This is a genomic window from Zobellella denitrificans, from assembly GCF_002407485.1.
GTDB lineage: Bacteria > Pseudomonadota > Gammaproteobacteria > Enterobacterales > Aeromonadaceae > Oceanimonas > Oceanimonas denitrificans.
In genome coordinates this window covers 239,461-259,208 of sequence record NZ_CP012621.1, presented here as the reverse complement: position 1 = coordinate 259,208, position 19,748 = coordinate 239,461, and the positions used below count along the sequence as shown (strand labels likewise).

At 65.9% G+C, this 19,748-nt stretch carries 19 protein-coding genes; 9 read left to right on the top strand and 10 right to left on the bottom strand.

Going from position 1 to position 19,748, the window contains the following annotated elements:
• Window positions 1-130 precede the first annotated feature (130 nt).
• The 3 genes from AN401_RS01225 to AN401_RS01215 are packed head-to-tail and all read left to right on the top strand — an operon-like array spanning window position 131 to window position 2,006.
• On the top strand, window positions 131-541 hold the full coding sequence (locus AN401_RS01225) for a ketosteroid isomerase-related protein (protein WP_096778334.1): 411 nt from the start codon (window positions 131-133) through the stop codon (window positions 539-541).
• Window positions 538-1,137 (top strand): GNAT family N-acetyltransferase, encoded by a 600-nt coding sequence (locus tag AN401_RS01220; RefSeq protein WP_096778333.1) that lies wholly within the window; start codon window positions 538-540, stop codon window positions 1,135-1,137. Before AN401_RS01225 ends, AN401_RS01220 begins: the two co-directional genes overlap by 4 nt.
• Window positions 1,138-1,139: 2 nt before the next feature.
• Window positions 1,140-2,006 carry a carbon-nitrogen hydrolase family protein gene (locus tag AN401_RS01215; protein ID WP_096778332.1) on the top strand — a complete coding sequence of 289 codons (867 nt, stop codon included), beginning with the start codon at window positions 1,140-1,142 and terminating at the stop codon, window positions 2,004-2,006.
• A 637-nt stretch (window positions 2,007-2,643) separates the two neighbouring features.
• Here the strand turns inward: AN401_RS01215 and AN401_RS19920 are convergent.
• The 8 genes from AN401_RS19920 to AN401_RS01175 form a co-directional block, all read right to left on the bottom strand.
• A complete protein-coding gene (locus AN401_RS19920; protein ID WP_198401785.1) occupies window positions 2,644-3,735 on the bottom strand; it encodes a trypsin-like peptidase domain-containing protein in 1,092 nt (363 codons plus the stop codon).
• A gap of 76 nt (window positions 3,736-3,811) precedes the next feature.
• Window positions 3,812-5,755, bottom strand: a complete 1,944-nt coding sequence (locus tag AN401_RS01205) for a DNA topoisomerase III (RefSeq protein WP_096780273.1) — start codon at window positions 5,753-5,755, stop codon at window positions 3,812-3,814.
• Window positions 5,756-5,809: 54 nt separating this feature from the next.
• On the bottom strand, window positions 5,810-6,271 hold the full coding sequence (locus tag AN401_RS01200; protein WP_096778331.1) for a hypothetical protein: 462 nt from the start codon (window positions 6,269-6,271) through the stop codon (window positions 5,810-5,812).
• 40 nt (window positions 6,272-6,311) lie between these two features.
• Window positions 6,312-6,932 carry a protein-methionine-sulfoxide reductase heme-binding subunit MsrQ gene (locus AN401_RS01195; protein ID WP_094040028.1) on the bottom strand — a complete coding sequence of 207 codons (621 nt, stop codon included), beginning with the start codon at window positions 6,930-6,932 and terminating at the stop codon, window positions 6,312-6,314.
• Complete coding sequence (msrP, locus tag AN401_RS01190; protein WP_198401866.1) at window positions 6,932-7,939, bottom strand: protein-methionine-sulfoxide reductase catalytic subunit MsrP; 1,008 nt, start codon at window positions 7,937-7,939, stop codon at window positions 6,932-6,934. Before msrP ends, AN401_RS01195 begins: the two co-directional genes overlap by 1 nt.
• Before the next feature lie 66 nt (window positions 7,940-8,005).
• On the bottom strand, window positions 8,006-9,346 hold the full coding sequence (locus AN401_RS01185; protein WP_096778329.1) for a sigma 54-interacting transcriptional regulator: 1,341 nt from the start codon (window positions 9,344-9,346) through the stop codon (window positions 8,006-8,008).
• Entirely contained in the window at window positions 9,343-9,840 is a 498-nt protein-coding gene (locus tag AN401_RS01180) for a hypothetical protein (protein WP_096778328.1), read from the bottom strand. Before AN401_RS01180 ends, AN401_RS01185 begins: the two co-directional genes overlap by 4 nt.
• On the bottom strand, window positions 9,841-11,271 hold the full coding sequence (locus AN401_RS01175; RefSeq protein ID WP_096780272.1) for a sensor histidine kinase: 1,431 nt from the start codon (window positions 11,269-11,271) through the stop codon (window positions 9,841-9,843).
• Window positions 11,272-11,798: 527 nt separating this feature from the next.
• Here AN401_RS01175 and AN401_RS01170 point away from each other — a divergent pair.
• Window positions 11,799-12,185: a CBS domain-containing protein gene (locus AN401_RS01170; RefSeq protein WP_408645767.1), complete on the top strand. Its 387-nt coding sequence runs from the start codon at window positions 11,799-11,801 to the stop codon at window positions 12,183-12,185.
• Between the two features lie 67 nt (window positions 12,186-12,252).
• Here AN401_RS01170 and asnA read toward each other — a convergent pair whose 3' ends face one another.
• Window positions 12,253-13,245, bottom strand: a complete 993-nt coding sequence (gene asnA, locus AN401_RS01165) for an aspartate--ammonia ligase (RefSeq protein WP_096778327.1) — start codon at window positions 13,243-13,245, stop codon at window positions 12,253-12,255.
• A 142-nt stretch (window positions 13,246-13,387) separates the two neighbouring features.
• Between asnA and asnC the strand changes: the two genes are divergently transcribed.
• Entirely contained in the window at window positions 13,388-13,858 is a 471-nt protein-coding gene (gene asnC, locus AN401_RS01160; RefSeq protein WP_094040022.1) for a transcriptional regulator AsnC, read from the top strand.
• 195 nt (window positions 13,859-14,053) lie between these two features.
• Here the strand turns inward: asnC and AN401_RS01155 are convergent, their stop codons facing one another.
• On the bottom strand, window positions 14,054-14,524 hold the full coding sequence (locus AN401_RS01155; RefSeq protein WP_096778326.1) for a hypothetical protein: 471 nt from the start codon (window positions 14,522-14,524) through the stop codon (window positions 14,054-14,056).
• A gap of 182 nt (window positions 14,525-14,706) precedes the next feature.
• On the opposite strand from AN401_RS01155, the gene AN401_RS01150 reads away from it, so the two are divergent.
• The 4 genes from AN401_RS01150 to cls all read left to right on the top strand — a co-directional run bounded on the left by AN401_RS01150 (window position 14,707) and on the right by cls (window position 19,699).
• Window positions 14,707-15,432: a response regulator gene (locus AN401_RS01150; protein ID WP_096778325.1), complete on the top strand. Its 726-nt coding sequence runs from the start codon at window positions 14,707-14,709 to the stop codon at window positions 15,430-15,432.
• A complete protein-coding gene (locus tag AN401_RS01145) occupies window positions 15,422-16,795 on the top strand; it encodes an ATP-binding protein (protein WP_094040019.1) in 1,374 nt (457 codons plus the stop codon). The genes AN401_RS01150 and AN401_RS01145 overlap by 11 nt, the downstream gene beginning before the upstream one ends.
• A 66-nt stretch (window positions 16,796-16,861) precedes the next feature.
• On the top strand, window positions 16,862-18,130 hold the full coding sequence (locus AN401_RS01140; protein ID WP_094040018.1) for an O-acetylhomoserine aminocarboxypropyltransferase/cysteine synthase family protein: 1,269 nt from the start codon (window positions 16,862-16,864) through the stop codon (window positions 18,128-18,130).
• Between the two features lie 126 nt (window positions 18,131-18,256).
• A complete protein-coding gene (gene cls / locus AN401_RS01135) occupies window positions 18,257-19,699 on the top strand; it encodes a cardiolipin synthase (RefSeq protein WP_096778324.1) in 1,443 nt (480 codons plus the stop codon).
• The last annotated feature ends 49 nt before the right edge of the window (window positions 19,700-19,748 follow it).

Genomic DNA, 19,748 nt, shown 5'->3' with positions numbered 1-19,748 from the left:
GGCCGCTCGTCCGCACCATCTTTGCCCGGGAGTAAAAGTCATTTACCGGCCGCAGGCTAAAGCCGTCTTGATCCCACCGCCGTTTTGACCTGAAATCGAACTCCCTTTCGTCAACCGCGGCTGGAGCATGATGAGCAAGCAGCAAAGCACCCAACTGATCCGGGATTATTACCAAGCATTCAACAACGGCGACATGGAGGCCTTCCTCAGCCTGCTGAGCGACGAGGTGGCCCACGACATCAACCAGGGCGGACGGGAAACCGGCAAGGCCGCCTTCGCCGACTTCATGGCGCGCATGAACCGCCACTACCGGGAGCAGCTGACCGACATCCAGATCCTGGTCAGCGAGGACGGCAGCCGGGCCGCCGCCGAATTCGTGGTGCTGGGGGAATACCTGAACACGGATCAGGGACTGCCCGAGGCCCGCGGCCAGCGCTACCGGCTGCCGGCCGGCGCCTTCTTCGAGATCCGGGACAACAGGGTGGCGCGGATCAGCAACTACTACAACCTGAACGACTGGATAGCCCAGGTCGGCGGATGAACGGCTCCCTCCACCTACTGGCGGCCAGGGGCGCCGAGCTGGCCCCCTGGCTCAATGCCCTGGCCGAATTGCGCATCCGGGTGTTCCGGGACTATCCCTACCTCTACGACGGCAGCCTGGAATACGAGATGGCCTATCTCGCCCCCTACCTGCGGTGCGAGGACAGCCTCTGCCTGCTGGCCCTGGACGGCGATCGGGTGGTGGGCGCCTCCACCGGCCTGCCCCTGGCCCGGGAGGTGGACGAATTCCAGGCGCCCTTCCTGGCCCGGGGTGTGGCGGTGGAGGACATCTTCTACTGCGCCGAGTCGGTGCTGCTGCCGGACTACAGGGGCAGGGGCCTGTACCGTGCCTTCTTCGCAGGACGGGAAGCCCATGCCAAGCACCTGGGCTTTGCCCAAGCCGCCTTCTGCGCCGTGGTGCGCCCCGAGGATCACCCCCTGAAGCCGGCCGGCTACCGCCCCCTCACCACTATCTGGGCCCGTTTCGGCTACTACCCCGTCCCCGGACTGGACACCCGGTTCCGTTGGAAGGACAGGGACCAGGCGGACGAAACCGACAAGCCAATGCAGTTCTATCTCAAGTCCCTGGAGGCGTAGCCATGACCCCTGCCCTCACCCTCGCCAGCGCCCAGTATCCCATCGAGTTTCTCGGCAGTTGGGCGCGCTTCGAGCAGAAGCTGGATCGGCTGCTGGAAGAGGCCCTCGACCAGAGCGCCAACTTCCTGCTGCTGCCGGAATACTTTTCCATGGAGCTGGCCTCCCTGTTCGACGAGGCCGTCTACCGCTCCCTGCAGCACCAGCTGGAGGCCCTGCAGGCGCTGCTGCCCGGCTTTCTCGGCTATTTTTCCCGCCAGGCCCGGCGCCACGGCCTGCATATCCTGGCCGGCACCTTCCCGGTGCGGCGGCCAGACGGCCGCTACGTCAACCGGGCCCATCTGTTCCGCCCCGACGGCGGCCACGACTGGCAGGACAAGCTGCAGATGACCCGCTTCGAGCGGGAACAGTGGGGCATAGAACCGGGCGAAACCATCAAGGTGCTGGACACCGCCTTCGGCAAGGTGGGGGTCGCCGTCTGCTACGACAGCGAATTCCCGCTCATCGTGCGCCGACAGGTGGAGGCCGGCGCCCGGCTGATCCTGGTGCCCAGTTGCACCGACACCGAAGCCGGCTTCAACCGGGTCAGGATCGGCAGCCAGGCCCGAGCCCTGGAGAACCAGTGCTTCGTGGCCCAGTCTCCCACCATAGGACAGGCGCCCTGGTCGGAGGCGGTGGACGTCAACACCGGCCGGGCCGCCGTCTACACCCCGGTGGATTACGGCTATCCCGCCGATGGCGTACTGGCCATGGGCCAGGCCGACCAGCCCGGCTGGGTGCTGGCCCGGCTGGATCTCGACGCCCTGGAACGGGTGCGCACCCAGGGCCAGGTGTTCAACCACAGGGACTGGGACGGCCAGCTTCGGCTCTAGAGCGCCGATCAGTTTAAAAATCGGCCAATCAGCTATTTGTTGTCTGTTGCAACGTAGATAAGAGTCAACAGGGCCACCTCCGCCGACACGCCGCAAGTACGTCCCTGTAGGCTCGCACCTGCCATCCCTGGCAGGTGACGGTCGGCGGAGGCCATCCCTGTTGCCTCTTCCAAGCTCCGGCGCCGTCTGAAGGTGGTGCCAACAGGCGGCAGCGGGGGCGATAGGGAGGACAAAGAACGCTGCTCCGCCGGCCCTCCGCGCCAAGGAAGGCGCGGCGGAGCCCCCCAGGGATGGGTCCACGGCGTGCCGGAGGAGGAGTGCCCTTTGGCCGACAGACTACACCTCGTCAGAAGCCATCGACGCCTCAGACAAAGGGGTAAAACTTAGGCGGTACCGACTCTTGGGGCGCGGCCCGCCCGCATGAGGGTGGCACCGAGCTGCTGTAGATGCCGCTGTAGATGCCGCTTTAGCTGGCATGAACCGGCATGAGCCGGCACAAACCGGCACAAACCGTGCGGGCAAGGATGCCCAATTTCCGCATTCCCCGCCCTTTGCAGGTTTGCGCCACGTGAACGGGCGCCTACAGGTGAGATATCGCACTGCTCACGTTTTAAACTGATCGGTGCTCCAGGCCTTTCTACTCCGCCAGGAAGGCCTGCACCTCGTCCGCCGCGATGGCGAAGTTGAAGTGGCCCCCCGCCTGCACGCCCTTGGTGGTGATGCCGAGCAGCCGCCCCTCCGCATCGAACAGGGCGCCCCCCGAGGAGCCATAGGTCACGGGGGCGGTGGTCTGGATAAGCCGCACCCCCTGCTCCCTTCTCAGGGCCGAGACGATGCCTTCGGTCAGGGTCTTGTCAAAGCCCGCCGGGGCTCCTATGGCGAAGACCCGCTCCCCGACCCGGATGCTGTCGTAGGCCCTGATGCCACGAGTGAAGACAAGCTCCTGGCTGGGCTCCACCAGCTCGAGCAAGGCCAGATCGCGCACGGGGTCCGTCCTGACCACCCGCCACAGCAGCACGTCGCTCTCCCGCACGGCCTCGCCCCCGGCGTCGATACTGACGGGAACGCCGCCGCCGGCCACCAGGTGATGATTGGTCACGGCCCGGAACTTATCGATGGCGATGGCCGAGCCCAGGCTGAGCGGCCTGATCTCGCCGCTCCGCTGTTCGTAGACGGTGATCTTGTAGATGCTGGACTTATGCCGTTCATAGAGGGCAATCGCCGCCTGGGAGGCGCTCTCCTCCTGAGGCAGGGCCGGCGCCGCGCCGCCCACGGCCTGGACGGGGGCGGCGACCAGGGACGGAGGATCGGCTAACCGCGCCAGGGCGCGGCCGCACTCCGCCAGGCCCTGGCCGGCACAGGCCCGGTAGTGTGCCAGGGCTTTCTGCCGGTGCTGGTACGCCGCGCCATGCTCACCCTGATAGATGCCGCCCAGCCGCAGGTGAGCCTGGGGGCTCCACACCGGATCCGGACCGCCGGCCGCCCGACCGTACCAGAGGATGGCCTGCTCCATGTCGCGCTCCGTGCCCCGGCCCTCGAGATACATCCCGGCCACCACAAACTGGGCTCTGGGAGAAGCCTGGATCTGCGCCGCCCGGAGGTACTGCTGAAAGGCCCGGGCATCATCCCCCTGCCGCTCGGCGTTGTATGCCTCCTGCAGCCGGGCCTCCTCCGCCATCTGGCAGCCGCCCAGCAGCAGGAAGAAAAGGATGAGCCACGGTCGTTTCATGTCCATGCTCCCGAGAGATACCGCAGGGGAGCCTAGCCCGGCCCCAAAACCTAAGCATAGCAGCGGGGGCCCGCGCTCAGCTCCCCTTGCCGGCACGGCGGCCCCGTCCACTCCTGCCGCGCCCGCCGGCCCGGCGCGGCCTGGCGGCGGGCGTGGCCTTCAGCCCCCGGAAGCCGGCGGGGCTGACCTGGCTCATCAGGGTCGGCAGCGCCGCCTCCAGCTCCGCCATAAAGGCCTGGTAGCTGCCTTCCTTGCGGCTGATGGCATCCAGCGCCGCCTCCCAGCGGGCGGTCATGTCCGGGGTGCTGGCCGCCTCGGGCAGGCTGGCGATCAGTTGCCGGCCCGCTTCGGTGGCACGGATCTGCCTGCCCTCCCGGCACAGGAAACCGCGGCCGAACAGCAGCTCGATGATGCCGGCCCGGGTCGCCTCGGTGCCCAGGCCGTCGGTCTCGCGCAGTATCTTCTTGAGTCCGGGATCGGTGACGTAGCGGGCGATGTGGGTCATGGCCGACAGCAGGGTGGCGTCGGTGAAGTAGCGGGGCGGCTGGGTCAGCTTGTCGAGCAGCTCACCCTCCAGGCACAGCAGTTCATCGCCCTGCCGCAGCTCGGGCAGGGCGGCTTGCAGCTCGGGATCCTCCTCCGGCTCGCGCTGGTCGGGCTTGGCGAAGAGCGCCTTCCAGCCCGGCGCCACCTGCTGTCGGGCCCGGGCCAGGAAGCGGCCGCCGGCGATCTCGAGCTCCAGTTGCCGATCGTCGTATTGCCAGTGGGGGTAGAACTGGGCCAGGTACTGGCGGGCGATCAGATGATAGATGTGGCGCTCGGTGGCGGACAGCCGGTCGCCGTCCATGGTCCGGGCGGTGGGGATGATGGCGTGATGGGCCTCCACCTTCTTGTCGTCCCAGGCCTTGCCGCGCCGGGCCAGATCCGCCCCCGCCAGGGCCGCCGCCAGCTCGGGGCAGACCCGGGCCAGGGCCCCGGTCACGGCGTCGGCCTGGGGGAAATGTTCTTCCGGCAGGTAGCGGCAGTCGGAACGGGGATAGGTGATCAGCTTGTGCCGCTCGTACAGGGCCTGGCAGGTGTCGAGCACCTGCTGGGCACTGAGTCCAAAGCGACGGGCGGCGTCTATCTGCAGGGCCGAGAGGTTATAGGGCAGCGGCGGCGCCTGCCGCTGGCGCTGGCGCTCGGCCCTGAGCACCCGCCCCGGCTGGCCGGTGATGCGCCGGATCACGTTTTCCGCCAGGGCCCGGGACAGCACCCGGCCCTCCTCGTCCTGCCAGGGCTTGCAGGCCTCGCTCGGCTGCCACTTGGCCTTGAACCGCTCGCCGCCTTCGGTCTGCAGCAGGGCCAGCACCTCGTAGTAGGATCTGGGCTCGAAGGCATCTATCTCCCGATCCCGCCGCACCACCAGCCCCAGCACCGGGGTCTGCACCCGCCCCACCGACAGCACTCCCTGGTAACCCTGGCTCCGCCCCGCGATGGTGCACAACCGGCTCATGTTGATGCCGTAGAGCCAGTCGGCCCGGGAACGGGCCAGGGCAGATACCGACAGGGGCACGAAATCGCGGTTGGGCCTGAGGCTGTCCAGGGCCCGCCGCACCGCCGCCGGGTTGAGATCGCTGATCAGGCAGCGCCGCACCGCCTCCCGCCGGGTGGCGGGCACGCCGCAGAAACGGATCACCTCGTCCACCAGCAACTGCCCTTCCCGGTCCGGATCCCCGGCGTGGACGATGGCGTCCGCCTCCTTCAGCAGCCTTTTCAGCACCGCCAGCTGGCTGCGGGTCTTGGCCTTGGCCTCGAGCTTCCACTCCCGGGGAATGATGGGCAGGTGCTCCCGCCGCCACTGCTTGAAGGCGGGATCGTAGGCGTCGGGCTGGGCCTGCTCCAGCAGGTGGCCGATGCACCAGCTGACCACGTCGCCATTGCCCAGGCGGATAAACCCCTCCCCCTTGTGGTGGGGCTTGGGCAGCACCTCGGCCAGGGCCCGGCCCAGGCTGGGTTTTTCGGCGATATAGAGGATCATGGCGGCACTGAACAACTGTATGTATGCACAGGGTAGCAGCCGGCCCCGGCCGGCTCAATAATCCCCGTGCAGCAAAAAGTCGTCCATGGCCTCCACCAGGTAGGGCCAGTCGGCCTCGGGCACCGGCGTGGCCGGGTCTTCCTCGCCCTCGCCGTACTCGTCCCAGTAGTGGGCGCGCAGGGCCAGGGGAAAGTCGCCGTAGTCCTCGGCCAGGGCCCGCAGCGGCCCGAACCAGAGGATGCGGGTCAGGCCGGCGGTGAGATCGTTGAGGTATTCCACCAGGGTCTCGGGGTCGGGGAACTGTTCCATCAGCAGCTCAAAGCGCTCCCGGGCCGCGGCGGTCTGGTCGGGATCCAGCTCGCCCAGCTCGGCCACATGGTACAGGTAGTCCTGCAGCAGGTAATGGCGGGCCTGCTCCTCGCCGGACAGCCACTGGCAGCGGGTTTCCTTGCGGCTGATCACCGACAGGGCCACCCCCTCGTCGAGAAAGCACAGTGCCCACAACTGATCGTCCATTCGCTACTCCGGAGCTTGATTGAAAGGGCCGCAGTGTAGCCTAAAGCGCGCCGCGCCGGTATGCCCCCCGCCACCAGCGGGCGAACTTGTCCCGCCGCCACCACAGCAGCGCCAGGCTGAGGCCCAGATAGATGGCGGGCTCCAGCCAGCCGGACTTGACCGCCCACCAGAAATGCACCGGCACCAGCAGCGCCGCCAGGTAGATACCGTTGTGCAGTTGTTGCCAGCGTCGGCCCAGCCGCCGCTGCCAGCCCTGGGTGGAGGTAGCCGCCAGCAACAGCAGGACCAGCCAGGCCGCCATGCCCAGGGTGATAAAGCCACGCTCGATGATTTCGGCGCCGATCTGGCCCCAGGCCAATTGCAGATCCAGCACCAGCCACACCAGCAGGTGCAGGCTGGCATAGGCGAAGCACCAGAGCCCCAGCGGCCGCCGCAGCCGGATCAGCCAGCCCGCCCTCAGCCCCTTGGCCAGGGGCGAGACACACAGAGTCAGCAGCAGCAGGCGCAGGGCCCAGTCGCCCAGGTACTGCAGCAATTCGGGCACCGGGTCGGCGCTGAAGCGGCCGGCGGCCAGGGCCCAGGGCAGCCACAGCAGCGGCAGGGCGGCCCCCAGTTGCAGGGCCGCCTTCAGCCAGGGCAGTGAGTTCGGGTTCAGTCGCATCAGTAGAAGGCCTTCAAATCCATGCCCCGGTAAAGGGACGCCACCTCTTCCTCATAGCCGTTGAACATCAGGGTCGGCTGGCGCGTACTGCCGAACAGGCCGCCCTCGCCGATGACCCGCTCGGTCGCCTGGCTCCAGCGCGGATGGTCGACGGTCGGATTGACGTTGGCGTAGAAACCGTATTCGTGGGCCGCCAGCCGGTTCCAGGTGGTGGGCGGCTCCTGCTCGGTCAGCCGGATGCGGACGATCGACTTGATGCCCTTGAAGCCGTACTTCCAGGGCACCACCAGCCGCACCGGGGCGCCGTTCTGGGGCGGCAGCGTCTTGCCGTACATGCCCACCGTCAGCAGGGTCAGGGGATGCATGGCTTCGTCCAGGCGCAAGCCTTCCACGTAGGGGTAATCGATGCCACCCCCCACGAAGCGGGACGCCTGGCCACGCATCTGTTCGGGGTCGTAGAGCGTTTCAAAGGCCACGTATTTGGCCCTGGAAGTGGGCTCGGCGGCGTTGATGATGTCGGCCAAAGGCACGCCCAGCCAGGGGATCACCATGGACCAGGCTTCCACGCAGCGGTGCCGGTAGATGCGCTCCTCCAGCCGCTGCCGCTCGATCCAGGCCCAGACATCCAGGGTCCGGGGCCTGGCCACCTCCCCTTCGATGACCAGGGTCCAGGGGCGGGTCTTGAAATCCTGGGCATGGCGGGCCGGATCCGATTTGTCGGTGCCGAATTCGTAGAAGTTGTTGTAGCTGGTGGCGACCTTCTCGGCGGTGAGCGGCAGCGCGGGGCGGTAGGCGGCGGGTTGGTCGAACTCGAGCGGCAGGGTCCTGGCCCCCTGCTGCGGGTCATCGCCCAGCAGGTTGCCGAGCAGGCCGGCATGGGCGGGGCCGCTCAGGGCGGCGGCGCCGAGCCCCAGTCCCAGGCCTTGCAGGATCCGGCGGCGGTCGCGATACACCGCCTCCGGGGTGACCTGATGTTCGGACAGGGCCGATTTCTTCTTGATGTTGATCCGCATATGGCTCTCTGTGTTCATAAGGTTGTATACAAAGAGCCGGACTCCGGCGGAAAAATTTCGTCAGTCGCCCTTGTCCTTGTAGGCACCGGCCTCTATGCCATGGCGGTTGAGCAGCTTGTAGAAATCGGTGCGGTTGCGCCCGGCCAGGGAGGCCGCCTGGGTGACGTTGCCGTCGGTCATGCGCAGCACCTTGTTGAGATAGACCCGCTCGAACTCGGCCCTGGCCTCGTTGAAGGTGGGGAAGTGATCGCTGTTGCCCGCCAGTATGGTCTCGACCAGCTGGGCGCCGATCACCGGTGCCGAAGCCAGCGCCACCGCCTGCTCCACCACGTTGAGCAGTTGCCGCACGTTGCCCGGCCAGTTCGCCGCCGCCAGCATCGCCAGGGCTTCGGGGGCGAAACCGGTCACCTGGGTGGCCTGGCGCTGGCGGATCTGCTCCAGGAAGTGGCGGGCCAGCAGGGGGATGTCTTCGGGCCGCTCGCGCAGCGGCGGCAGCGCCAGGTTGACCACGTTCAGCCGGTAGAAGAGATCCTCGCGAAAGCGTCCCTCCTCCATGGCGGCCACCAGATCCCGGTTGGTGGCGGAGAGGATGCGCACGTCGGTCCTGACATTGCGGGTACTGCCGAGCGGGCGTACCTCCTGCTGCTCCAGGGCACGCAGCAACTTGACCTGCAGCGCCGGCGGCATGTCGCCGATCTCGTCCAGGAAGAGGGTGCCGCCATGGGCGGCCAGGAAGATGCCCGGGTGATCGGAGATGGCCCCGGTAAAGGCGCCCTTGACGTGGCCGAACAGCTCCGACTCCAGCAATTGCTCGGGCAGGGCGGCGCAGTTGAGGGCGATAAAAGGATAGTCCCGGCGCGGGCTGGCGTCGTGGATGGCCTTGGCCAGCAGCTCCTTGCCGGCGCCGGAGGGACCGGTGATCAGCACGCTGATGTCGAGCGGCGCGATACGCCGGGCCTGTTCCAGCACCGCCGCCATCGCCGGGCTGCGGGTCAGGATGCTGTGCTGCCAGTCGTCCTCGTCGGCCGGCAGCGACACCGCCAGCGCCTCGTTGATGGTCTTGCGCAGGGCTTCCTTGTCGATGGGCTTGGTCAGGAAGCCGAACACCCCGGAACGGGTGGCGGTCACCGCATCGGTGATGGAGCCATGGGCGGTCATGATCACCACCGGCAGGCCCACGTGGGCACGCTGGATCCGATCGAACAGGGCCAGGCCGTCCATGCCGTCCATCTTGAGATCGCTCAGCACCAGATCGGGCCTGTCCCGCTCCAGCCACTCCAGCGCCTCGGCCCCGGAGGTGGCGGTACCAACTTCGAAGCCCTCGCTCTTGAGCCGCAGCCCCAGCAACTTCAGCAGGCTGGCATCGTCGTCCACCAGCAGTATCTTGGCTTTACGCTTCATTGGGCCGGCTCTTGGTATCTGCGTTCATTGATCTGCTCGTCGATGGAGGCCAGTTCGTTGAGCTTCTTGGTCAGGCTGTCGACCTGCTGCTGCCGTTCGCCCAGTTGCCGGTTCAGGCTCAGCAGCTCCTGGTTATAGCCCTGATACAGGGAAAAGAACTGCTGCAGGCGGGTGTTGACCCCCGCCGTCCCCTGCCGGAACAGCTGCTGGGCCTGCTGGCGCTGGCCCAGGCTGGCCCGGGGATGGCTGAGCCAGAGCGCCAGCCGCAACTGATCCTCGCCCCGGGCGCCCCGCAGCAGCTGCAGCTGGCGCTGGCGCTCAGCCTCGCTGCTGGCCATGACGGTGGCGGCCAGTTGCAGCCAGCCGTGCAGTTCATCGGCGTCGGAGGCCGGGCTCCAGGCCGGCTCCGGCTGCCGCTGATGCGGCAGCGAATAGGGCAGTGAACAACCGGCCAGCACCAGCGCCAGCACACCGCAAAGCCAAACTCTCGTCATTTATGATTCCTTATCCGTACTCTGGGGTAGACACAGTTCAAAACAGACCAGCGCCGTCGTTTCCGTATTCAGGGTCAGCCGCCCACCCATGCTGATGGCCGCCTCCCGGGCGATACTCAGGCCGATGCCGGACCCTTTCAGCACTCCCTTGCGCTCCTGGCTGCCCTGCACGAAGGGTTCGAAGATCCGCTCCCTGTCCTGCTCGGGGATGGGTTGTCCGCTATTGGCGACAGTCAGGCAATAATCCTGCTCCAGGGCCCGGGCTTCGATGCGGATCTCGCCCTCTGCATCCCCGTAATTTACCGCATTGGAGATCAGATTATCCAACACCAGCTTGAGCCGGTGCGCATCGGCCAGGGGCGGCTGCTCGTCCAGGGCCAGGCAGACCTTCATCCCCTTGTTCTCTATGGTCAGGCGATGGGCCTCCAGGCTCTGCTCCAGCAGGGGCAGCAAGGCGACCTCTTCCCGGAACACCTGCACCTGCTGCACCCTGTTGTAGTCGAGCAACTGCTCGATCAGCCCCTGCAGGCGGTAGCTGTTGTGCACCAGCAACTCGCAGATCTCCTCCTGCTCGCTGGTAAGCGGACCCGTGACCTTTTCCGCCAGCAGATCGGCCCCTTCCCGCAGGCTCGCCAGCGGCGTTTTCAGCTCGTGGGACAGATGGCGCAGAAACTGCAGTTTCTGGGCTTCCAGCTCGCGCAGCCGCTGGTGCAACCACTGCAACCGCTCCCCCAGCTCCACCAGCTCGGCCGGCCCCCTGATCGGCCGCTCGTCCGGTTCTATTCCCGCCCCCAGGCTCAGGATACGGCGCTCCAGCTGGCGCACCGGCCGGATGATTAGATAGGTAAACAGCAGCACCAGCAACAGGCTGGCGCCGCCCAGGGCCGCACTCAGCGCCCACAATTGCTGACGCACCTGTATCACGTGGGAGCGCACCTGCTGGATGCGCACGTCGATCTGCTCCCGGGTCAGTTTGTCCAGGGCCAGGTTGGCGCCGCTGAAGGTGTCGAACACCCCCACCTGCTCGCGGATCTGCTCCCCGTCTGCCTGGGCCAGATCCACCAGGTAGATCAGTTGCTGCTGCAGCTCGCCGGCCAGCGGCCCCGCCTCGATCACCTGCAGCAGGCTCTCCAGCTCCTGCCGGTAGCGTTCCAGCAGGCGCAGGTAGGACAGCCGCAGTTCGGGATTCTCCAGTACCGCATAGCGGCGGATGGTACGCTCCATGTCCAGCGCCAGATCATTCATGTCCGACGCCCGCCGGGTATCCACCACGGCACTTTCGATGCCCTCCTCCGCCAGCTGGATGACCTGTTCCAGGCTGCGGCTGTTCTGGATCACCAGCAGGATCAGCGGTAACAGCACCAGGGTAAAGGCAATCAGCACCAACCTCAGCAGGGAGCGAGGGGCAAACCCCCTGACCGCTTTAGACATCATCCACATACTCGTCGACCACAGAGGGACACAGGATAACAAAAGCGCCGCCGCGCCAGATAAAAAAAACCGGTCGGGAGACGACCGGCATGAAAAGAAGTACAGAATGTGCATCCATGCACGTCCGACACACTCTCGTGCCGCGGGGGCGGCAGTATCAGACAACCTGAGATAGGCAAGTTCCAGGCCAGGACAACAAAACCCTTTCCAATCAACAGATTAAATAAAAAGACGGGCACCCCGCGGATTGAAACCTGTTGCAACAAAGAGACACTTTTAATAGCGATTTTAAAAAGTCATTTATAAACAAAGAGTTGCAATGTCTCTTTTTTAATACAACGAAGTCCGTTTGACGCCTGCCGGCGTCACTACCACCGTCCCATCACCAAATGCGCTATGCTGATAAGAGCCGAGGCGGAGGCTATCGATCACCCGGACGGCACCGATTGGATCAGCGATAAAAAGAGTGCCAAACTCGGTTTATCAAGTACTTAAGGAGAATGGCCATGGCAACAGTAACCGAGATCATGAGACACAGCCTGCCGATGCTGACTGCGGACATGTCGATTTCCGAGGCGCTGGACCGCATGCTGGAGTCCGGCCTGAGCGGCCTGCCGGTGGTGACGCCCCAGCGGCATATCGTCGGCTTCCTGTCGGAGCAGGACTGCATCCCCACCCTGATCAATGCCAACTACCACTGCGACAGCCGTTCCAAGGTGAGCGATCTGATGCGCACCGAGCCGCTGACGGTCACCCCCGACACCGACGTGTTCGAGCTGGCCCGCACCATGGGCGGCGCCAAACCCAAGCTCTACCCGGTGGTCGAAGGCAAGAAGGTCGTCGGTATCGTCACCCGCCGGCAGGTGATGACGTTCCTCAATAACCAGCTCAAGACCTGCCCGGCCACCTACTGAGCCGACGGCGAGGCAATAATCAAAGGGCGCCGCGGCGCCCTTCTTGTTTGGCTGGATGGATACCGGTTCAGAGCAGGCCCTCGACCGACTCGCCGAGGCTGGCGGGCCAGACCCCGCACTGCACCTGGCCGATATGGCCGAGCTGCAGCAGCAGCATGGCCAGCCGCGACTGGCCGATGCCGCCGCCGATGGTCTGGGGCAGCTGGCCGGCCAGCAGGGCCTGGTGCCATTCCTGCCCGGCCCTGTCCTCGTGGCCGGTCAGCGCCAGCTGGCGACGCAGGGCCTCCTGGTCGACCCGGATGCCCATGGAGGAGATCTCGAAGGCATCCTCCAGCACCGGGTTCCACACCAGGATGTCGCCGTTCAGGCCGGCCAGGCCGTCCTTGCCCGGGCTGGACCAGTCGTCGTAGTCCGGGGCGCGCACGTCGTGGATCTCGCCGTGGCTCAGCTTGCCGCCGATGCCCACCAGGAAGACGGCGCCCAGCTCCTTGGCGATGGCCCGCTCGCGGCCCTTGGCGTCCAGCTCCGGATAGCGGGCCAGCAGCTCTTCCGCATGCACCACCTGGATCCGCTCGGGCAGGAAGGCCGTCAGCCCGAATTCGGCGGCGGCGGCCTGCTCGGTACGCTTGATGGCGGTATAAATGCGGTTGACGGTGGCCACCAGGAAGTCGGCGTGGCGCTCCTGCTCGCTCATCACCTGCTCCCAGTCCCACTGATCCACGTAGACGGAGTGGATGGGGCTGAGACGGTCTTCGTCCGGGCGCAGCGCCTTCATATGGGTATAGATGCCTTCGCCCGGCCCGAAGCCGAACCGGCCCAGGGTGTGGCGCTTCCACTTGGCGAGGGAGTGCACCACCTCGAAGGTGGCCTCGGGAATGGCCTTGACCCGGACCTGCACCGCCTTCTCGGAGCCGGACAGGTTGTCCTGCATACCATCGCCGAGGCGGCTGAGAATGGGCGCCTGCACCTCCAGCAGATTGAGCTGCTGGGCCAGTTGACCGGAGAAATACTCCTTCACAAAACGGATCTGGCGTTGGCGTTCAACATAGGCTTGCTTCATCTCATTCCCCTGGGCTTGCGGATTGGTTTTGCAGGATAATCAGGGAATGGCGCCCCTAATTCAACATTAGATAGAAAAAACTCCGTCTTTGATTTAAATTCAATAAAAAATCATCTTATTTTTGCAGGATAATCACAAATCAATGGAAAAAGGCGACCTTCATTACCGGATCGACAATCTGGACAAATCCATACTGATGGCCCTGATGGACAACGCCCGGGTGCCCTACGCAGAGTTGGCCAAGCGTTTCGAGGTAAGCCCCGGCACCATTCACGTGCGGGTGGAGAAGATGAAACAGGCGGGCATCATCGAAGGAACAAGGGTGCAGGTGAATCCCAAGAAGCTGGGCTATGACGTCTGCTGCTTTATCGGCATCATCCTGAAGAGCGCCCGGGACTATCCCCAGGCGCTGGCCAAGCTGGAACAGCTGGAGGAGGTGGTGGAGGCCTACTACACCACCGGCCACTACAACATCTTCATCAAGGTGATGACCCGCTCCATCGACGAACTACAGCGGGTCTTGATCAGCCGGCTGCAGCCCATCGACGAGATCCAGTCCACCGAGACCCTGATTTCCCTGCAACAGCCGATCGACCGGGACGTCACTCCCTGAGAACCTGTTTGAAATCCGTTGTTCTCGGCCAAAGCGCACTGCTCCGCCGACACGCTATGAATACATCCATGTACGCTCTCTGTTTCATCCCTGAAACAGAGGGTCGGCTGAGCAGCACTCTTTGTCCTCCCCCAGAGCACCAGCGATGCTTGCTGGCGCTACCATCAGACGGCACAGGGAAGGAGGCAACAGGTCTCACCCCTGCAGCTTGTTCAGGGCTTCCTGCATCCGCTTGAGCCGCTGCTGCTTGAGCTTGCTGTCGGCGGCGATCTTCTCCAGGGTGGCGGCCTTGAGATCCGCGTCCTCGATGGCCTGGGCCTTGCTTTCCGCCATCATCCTGTGCAGCAGCATCTGCTGTTCCATGGATGCGAGGCGCGCCTGGTGGCTGGCGATAAACTGGGCCTTGAGTTCGGGGCTGTCCAGCTTTTCCAGGCGCTCGGACAGACGCTGCTCGAAACGGGCCGGATCCATCATCCGCTCCATCTGGTGCCGTCCCTGGTGCTTGCCATGGCGGCCCTCCTTCATGCCCCGCGGGCCGCAGTCTTCCTTCATCTGCCCTTTGTGCCAGCCCGGCTGACCTTCCGGCGCCGTTTCGGCGGCGCTGACCAGGGCCGGGGCGGCAAACAGGGTGGTGGCGAGCAACAGGGCGCTGTGTCGAATTTTCATGGTCGTTTTCCTCTTGTGTTCGATGATGTCGCCATCCAGTAAAACAGCCCGCTGTCAGCAAACTGTGTCGCCGCCGGCCTTTTTTGTAGCAAAGTGTGACGTCCTTGCCCGCTGACATACTTTGACATTATTTCCCGTTCAAAGGGCCTTATACTGGCGGGGTCACGGCAAGGGGAAAGAAGATGAACAAAGGCAGGCAGTTGCTGGTGGTGGACGACCACGGCGAAATCCGCGACTTGCTCAAGCGCTTTCTGGAGCAGCACGGCTACCAGGTGCACGGAGTGCGGGACGGACGGGAAATGCGCCAGTACCTGGATCGCCACGGCGTCGACCTTATCATCCTCGATCTGATGCTGCCCGGCGATGACGGCCTGACCCTGTGCCGGGAGCTGCGCAGCCAGGGCAACAATGTGCCCATCATCATGCTCACCGCCATGGGCGAGGACACCGATCGCATCGTCGGCCTGGAAATGGGCGCCGACGACTACCTGCCCAAGCCGTTCAACCCGCGCGAGCTGCTGGCCCGCGTCAAGGCGGTGCTGCGCCGCAACCCGGAGCCGGGCCAGCCGGCCGGGGAAGAGGAGCCGAGGAAGATCCGCTTCAACCACTGGCTGCTGGATCTGGCCCGGCGGGAGCTGGTGGACGACAAGGGGGTGACCATCAGCCTGAGCACCGCCGAGTTCGACCTGCTGCGGGTCTTTATCCGCCACCCCAACCGGGTGCTGAGCCGGGACCAGTTGCTGGATCTCGCCCGGGGCCGGGAAGCCCAGGCCTTCGACCGGGCCATCGACACCCTGGTCAGCCGGCTGCGACGCAAGCTCGAGCCCGACTCCAGGAACCCGCAACTCATCAAGACCATCTGGGGCGGCGGCTACATGCTGGTGGCCGAAATAAGCCATGGGGATTAAACGCCTGCGCTACTGGCTCGGCAGCCTGGCCGGCCAGGTGATACTGGTGGCCCTGTTCGCCCTGATGCTGATCCAGCTGGTCGGGGTGCAGATCTACCGGGTGGAGCGGGAAGAGGCGCTGGGCCTGGTCAACAGCCGCTTCACCCTGCAGCGGCTGATCGCGGTCACCCGGCTGCTCAACCAGTCACCGCCCGAGCTGCACCAGGAAATCTTGCGCGCCAGCCGCAGCGAGACCCTGCTGCTCACCCTCGATGGCGCCCCACCCGGGGCCGGCGAACGCAGCGGCAACTTCGAACGCATAGTGCGCGGCAAGCTCGGCTATCCCGCCACCCTCGACATCCGCATCAGCGCCGAAAACCGCAACGGCCATGTCGACTGGCCACCGCGGGAGCAGCGTGAACTGCGCCCCCATCGCCACCCGCCCCGGCACGACATCCGTCTTTACGGCGCCATCGAGCTGGCCGACGGCCGCTGGCTGGTGTTCACCTCCCTGGTCGACCGGGAGGCACCCGGATGGTCCGCCAAGGCCATACTCTCCCTGGTGTTGCTCGCCGCCCTGCTCGCCGGCCTGATGATCTGGCTGCTGCAGCGCACCACCCGGCCGCTGAAGGAGCTGGCCCGCCAGGCCGAGCGACTGGGCCGGGGCGACAAGGCCGAGCCCATCGCCGAAACCGGCCCGCGGGAGATCCGCGAGACCCTGTCCGCCTTCAACCGCATGCAGGACCGGCTGGATCGCTTCGTGTCCGACCGCACCCGCATGCTGGCGGCCATTTCCCACGACCTGCGCACCCCCATCACCACCCTGCGGCTGCGCAGCGAGTTCCTGCCCGAGGGGGAGGACAAGCAGAAGCTGCAGGACGGCCTGCGCCAGATGGAGCAGATGCTGGCGGCCACCCTGCAGTTCGCCCGGGAAGACGGCCTGGCCGAGCCGGTGCGGGATCTGGACCTGCCGAGCCTGTTGGAGAGCCTGTGCGACGACCTGCAGGACAACGGCCACGACGTCAGCCTGGAAGAACAGGTCCCCGTCATCTACCGGGGTCGCCCCACCGCCCTGCGCCGGGCCCTGCAGAACCTGCTGGAAAACGGGGTCAAATACGGCGGCAAGGTGGAGGTACGGCTGCGGGGCGACAGGGACGCCATCCGCATCCTGATCCGCGACTTCGGCCCCGGCATCCCCGAAGAGCAGCTGGAAGAGGTGTTCAAGCCCTTCACCCGGCTGGACAGCGCCCGCAACCTGGAGGACGGCAGCGTCGGCCTGGGCCTGGCCATAGCGCGCACCCTGATCCACCAGCACGGCGGCGAGCTGAGCCTGGCCAACCACCCCCGGGGCGGCCTGCAGGCGACCGTGACCCTGCCCCGCTGACGGCTTTACAGCCAGGGTGAAACTGCCTAGAGTGAGGCTTCAATCGAGCACAAGGAAAGGACCCTCATGAGAGACGAAACCCTGGCCATCCACCACGGCTACAGCACGGATCCCACCACCAAGGCGGTGGCCACCCCCATCTACCAGACCGTGGCCTACGAGTTCGACAGCGCCCAGCACGGCGCCGACCTGTTCAACCTGGAGGTGCCGGGCAACATCTATACCCGCATAATGAACCCCACCAACGACGTGCTGGAGCAGCGGGTGGCGGCCCTGGAAGGCGGCATCGCCGGCCTGGTGGTGTCGGCGGGCAGCGCCGCCATCCATTACGCCATCCTCACCCTGGCCCAGAGCGGCGACAACATCGTCTCCACCCCCCAGCTCTACGGCGGCACCTATACCCTGTTCGCCCATATGCTGCCGAGCCTAGGCATAGAAGTACGCTTCGCCGAGGACGCCAGCCCCGCCGCCATCGCCAAACTCATCGACGACAACACCAAGGCGGTGTACTGCGAGAGCATCGGCAACCCGGCGGGCAATATCGCCGACATCCGGGGCCTGGCCGACGCGGCCCACGCCCGGGGCGTGCCGCTTATCGTCGACAATACCGTCGCCACCCCCATCCTGTGCAAACCCATCGAGTTCGGCGCCGACATAGTGGTGCATTCGCTCACCAAATATATCGGCGGCCACGGCAACTCCCTGGGCGGCATCATAGTGGACAGCGGCCGCTTCCCCTGGGCCGAGCACAAGGCGCGCTTCCCGCAGTTGAACACCCCCGAGCCCGCCTACCATGGCGTGGTCTACACCGAGGCCTTCGGGCCGGCGGCCTTTATCGCCCGCGCCCGCACCGTGCCCCTGCGCAACACCGGCAGCGCCCTGGCGCCGCTCAACGCCTTCCTGCTGCTGCAGGGGCTGGAGACCCTGCCGCTGCGCATGGAGCGCCATGTGGACAACACCTTCAAGGTGGCGGCCTTTCTGCAACAGCACCCGGCGGTGGCCTGGGTCAACTACGCGGGCCTGCCGGAACACCCGGACTTCGAGCTGGCCCAACGTTTTATGGGCGGCAAGCCCTCGGCCATCCTCTCCTTCGGGCTCAAGGGCGGCTATGAGGCGGGCGTGCGTTGCTACGACGCCCTCAAGCTGGTCAAGCGGCTGGTCAATATCGGCGACGCCAAGTCCCTGGCCTGCCACCCGGCGTCCACCACCCACCGCCAACTGACCCCGGACGAACTGGTGCAGGCGGGCGTACGGCCGGAGATGATCCGCCTGTCCATCGGCATAGAGCACAGCGACGACATCATCGCCGACCTGGCCCAGGCCCTGGACGCCTGAGCCATGGGGCCGCCCGGGCGGCCCCTGTGTACGCGACAATCAGGAGTGCCGCCGCCACCGCCCCCTGTGCTACAGTTCCCCCAGAATCCCCAGCCAGCCAAGCCCATGCCGGAACCGCTTACGCCCATGCCACCCCGCCGTTCGACCCGGCGCCGCCTGCTGGTCATGGTGCTCTTTCTCGCCCAGTTGCTGGGCATCGTTTCCGCCCTCGATGCCCTGATGTCCACCCGCACCGCCCCCGGCGCCGTGGCCTGGATAGTCTCCCTCAACACCCTGCCGGTGGTGGCGGTGCCCGCCTACTGGGTGTTCGGCCGCAGCAAGTTCCAGGGCTATGTGATAGGACGGCGCGAGGACGACAACCAGCTGTACCGGGTGCTGGACGACAAGATGTCGCTGGTGACGCCGTTCCACGTGCAGCCCTCTCCCGGGGCGAGCCAGGTCCGGACCATGGAGCAACTGGCCAAGATGCCCATGGTGGGCGGCAACGAGGTGGAACTGCTGATCGACGGCGACGCCACCTTCGCCAGCATACTGGAGGGCATCAGGGCCGCCGAACGCTACGTGCTGGTGCAGTTTTACATAGTGCGCGACGACGAACTGGGCCGGACCCTGCAACAGGCCCTGATCGACAAGGCCCGCCAGGGCCTGGAGGTGTATTTTCTCTACGACGAGATCGGCAGCTACCGGCTCAACGGCGGCTACCTGGCCGAACTGAGCGCCGCCGGAGTGCAGGTGCGGCGCTTCCACTCCACCCGGGGCACGGGCAACCGCTTCCAGCTCAACTTCCGCAACCACCGCAAGATAGTGGTCACCGACGGCCGCTTCGGCTGGGTCGGCGGCCTCAACGTGGGCGACGAATACCTGGGCCGGGATGCCCGCGTCGGCGCCTGGCGCGACACCCACCTGAAGATGGAAGGGCCGGCCACCCTCTGCCTGCAGCTGTCCTTCGTGGAGGACTGGCACTGGGCCACGGGCGAGATCCTCACCTTCAACTGGCAACCGGTGCCCGCCGCCGGCGCCGACATCCCCATCCTGACCCTGCCGAGCGGACCGGCGGACCGCTTCGAGACCGCCAGCCTGATGGTGCAGCACGCCATCGGCTCCGCCCGCGAGCGGCTCTGGGTCAGCAGCCCCTATTTCGTACCCGACGAAGGGGTGCTGGCCGCCCTCAAGCTGGCCGCCCTGCGCGGGGTGGACGTGCGGGTGCTGATCCCCGAGCGGCCGGACAACATCCTCACCTATTTCGCCGCCTATGCCTTCGTCGCCCCCCTGCTCGAGGCCGGGGTACAGATCCATCGCTACCAGGAAGGCTTTCTGCACGCCAAGACCATGCTGATCGACCGCCAGGCCTCGGCCGTGGGCACCGTCAACCTCGACAACAGATCCTTCCGCCTGAACTTCGAGGTCACCTCCTGGGTAATGGACGAGGGCTTTGCCGATCAGATGGCCGCCATGTTCGAACAGGACTTTGCTCGCTCGCGCCGGATGACCGGGGACGAAGTCGCCGACAAACCCTGGTGGTTCCGGGTCGCCTCCCGCGCCGCCTACCTCGGCGCCCCCCTGCTGTAACTCGCGGTCGCCAGGCGCGGCCCGGCTGTATTCACCTATGCTTAACCTT

What these genes read in the sequence shown, in the direction of transcription:
- AN401_RS01225 (WP_096778334.1), top strand. Translation starts at nt 131, where the DNA reads ATGAGCAAGCAGCAAAGCACCCAACTGATCCGGGATTATTACCAAGCA.
- AN401_RS01220 (WP_096778333.1), top strand. Translation starts at nt 538, where the DNA reads ATGAACGGCTCCCTCCACCTACTGGCGGCCAGGGGCGCCGAGCTGGCC.
- AN401_RS01215 (WP_096778332.1), top strand. Translation starts at nt 1,140, where the DNA reads ATGACCCCTGCCCTCACCCTCGCCAGCGCCCAGTATCCCATCGAGTTT.
- AN401_RS19920 (WP_198401785.1), bottom strand. Translation starts at nt 3,735, where the DNA reads ATGAAACGACCGTGGCTCATCCTTTTCTTCCTGCTGCTGGGCGGCTGC.
- AN401_RS01205 (WP_096780273.1), bottom strand. Translation starts at nt 5,755, where the DNA reads ATGATCCTCTATATCGCCGAAAAACCCAGCCTGGGCCGGGCCCTGGCC.
- AN401_RS01200 (WP_096778331.1), bottom strand. Translation starts at nt 6,271, where the DNA reads ATGGACGATCAGTTGTGGGCACTGTGCTTTCTCGACGAGGGGGTGGCC.
- AN401_RS01195 (WP_094040028.1), bottom strand. Translation starts at nt 6,932, where the DNA reads ATGCGACTGAACCCGAACTCACTGCCCTGGCTGAAGGCGGCCCTGCAA.
- AN401_RS01185 (WP_096778329.1), bottom strand. Translation starts at nt 9,346, where the DNA reads ATGAAGCGTAAAGCCAAGATACTGCTGGTGGACGACGATGCCAGCCTG.
- AN401_RS01180 (WP_096778328.1), bottom strand. Translation starts at nt 9,840, where the DNA reads ATGACGAGAGTTTGGCTTTGCGGTGTGCTGGCGCTGGTGCTGGCCGGT.
- AN401_RS01175 (WP_096780272.1), bottom strand. Translation starts at nt 11,271, where the DNA reads ATGTCTAAAGCGGTCAGGGGGTTTGCCCCTCGCTCCCTGCTGAGGTTG.
- AN401_RS01170 (WP_408645767.1), top strand. Translation starts at nt 11,799, where the DNA reads ATGAGACACAGCCTGCCGATGCTGACTGCGGACATGTCGATTTCCGAG.
- asnA (WP_096778327.1), bottom strand. Translation starts at nt 13,245, where the DNA reads ATGAAGCAAGCCTATGTTGAACGCCAACGCCAGATCCGTTTTGTGAAG.
- asnC (WP_094040022.1), top strand. Translation starts at nt 13,388, where the DNA reads ATGGAAAAAGGCGACCTTCATTACCGGATCGACAATCTGGACAAATCC.
- AN401_RS01155 (WP_096778326.1), bottom strand. Translation starts at nt 14,524, where the DNA reads ATGAAAATTCGACACAGCGCCCTGTTGCTCGCCACCACCCTGTTTGCC.
- AN401_RS01150 (WP_096778325.1), top strand. Translation starts at nt 14,707, where the DNA reads ATGAACAAAGGCAGGCAGTTGCTGGTGGTGGACGACCACGGCGAAATC.
- AN401_RS01145 (WP_094040019.1), top strand. Translation starts at nt 15,422, where the DNA reads ATGGGGATTAAACGCCTGCGCTACTGGCTCGGCAGCCTGGCCGGCCAG.
- AN401_RS01140 (WP_094040018.1), top strand. Translation starts at nt 16,862, where the DNA reads ATGAGAGACGAAACCCTGGCCATCCACCACGGCTACAGCACGGATCCC.
- cls (WP_096778324.1), top strand. Translation starts at nt 18,257, where the DNA reads ATGCCACCCCGCCGTTCGACCCGGCGCCGCCTGCTGGTCATGGTGCTC.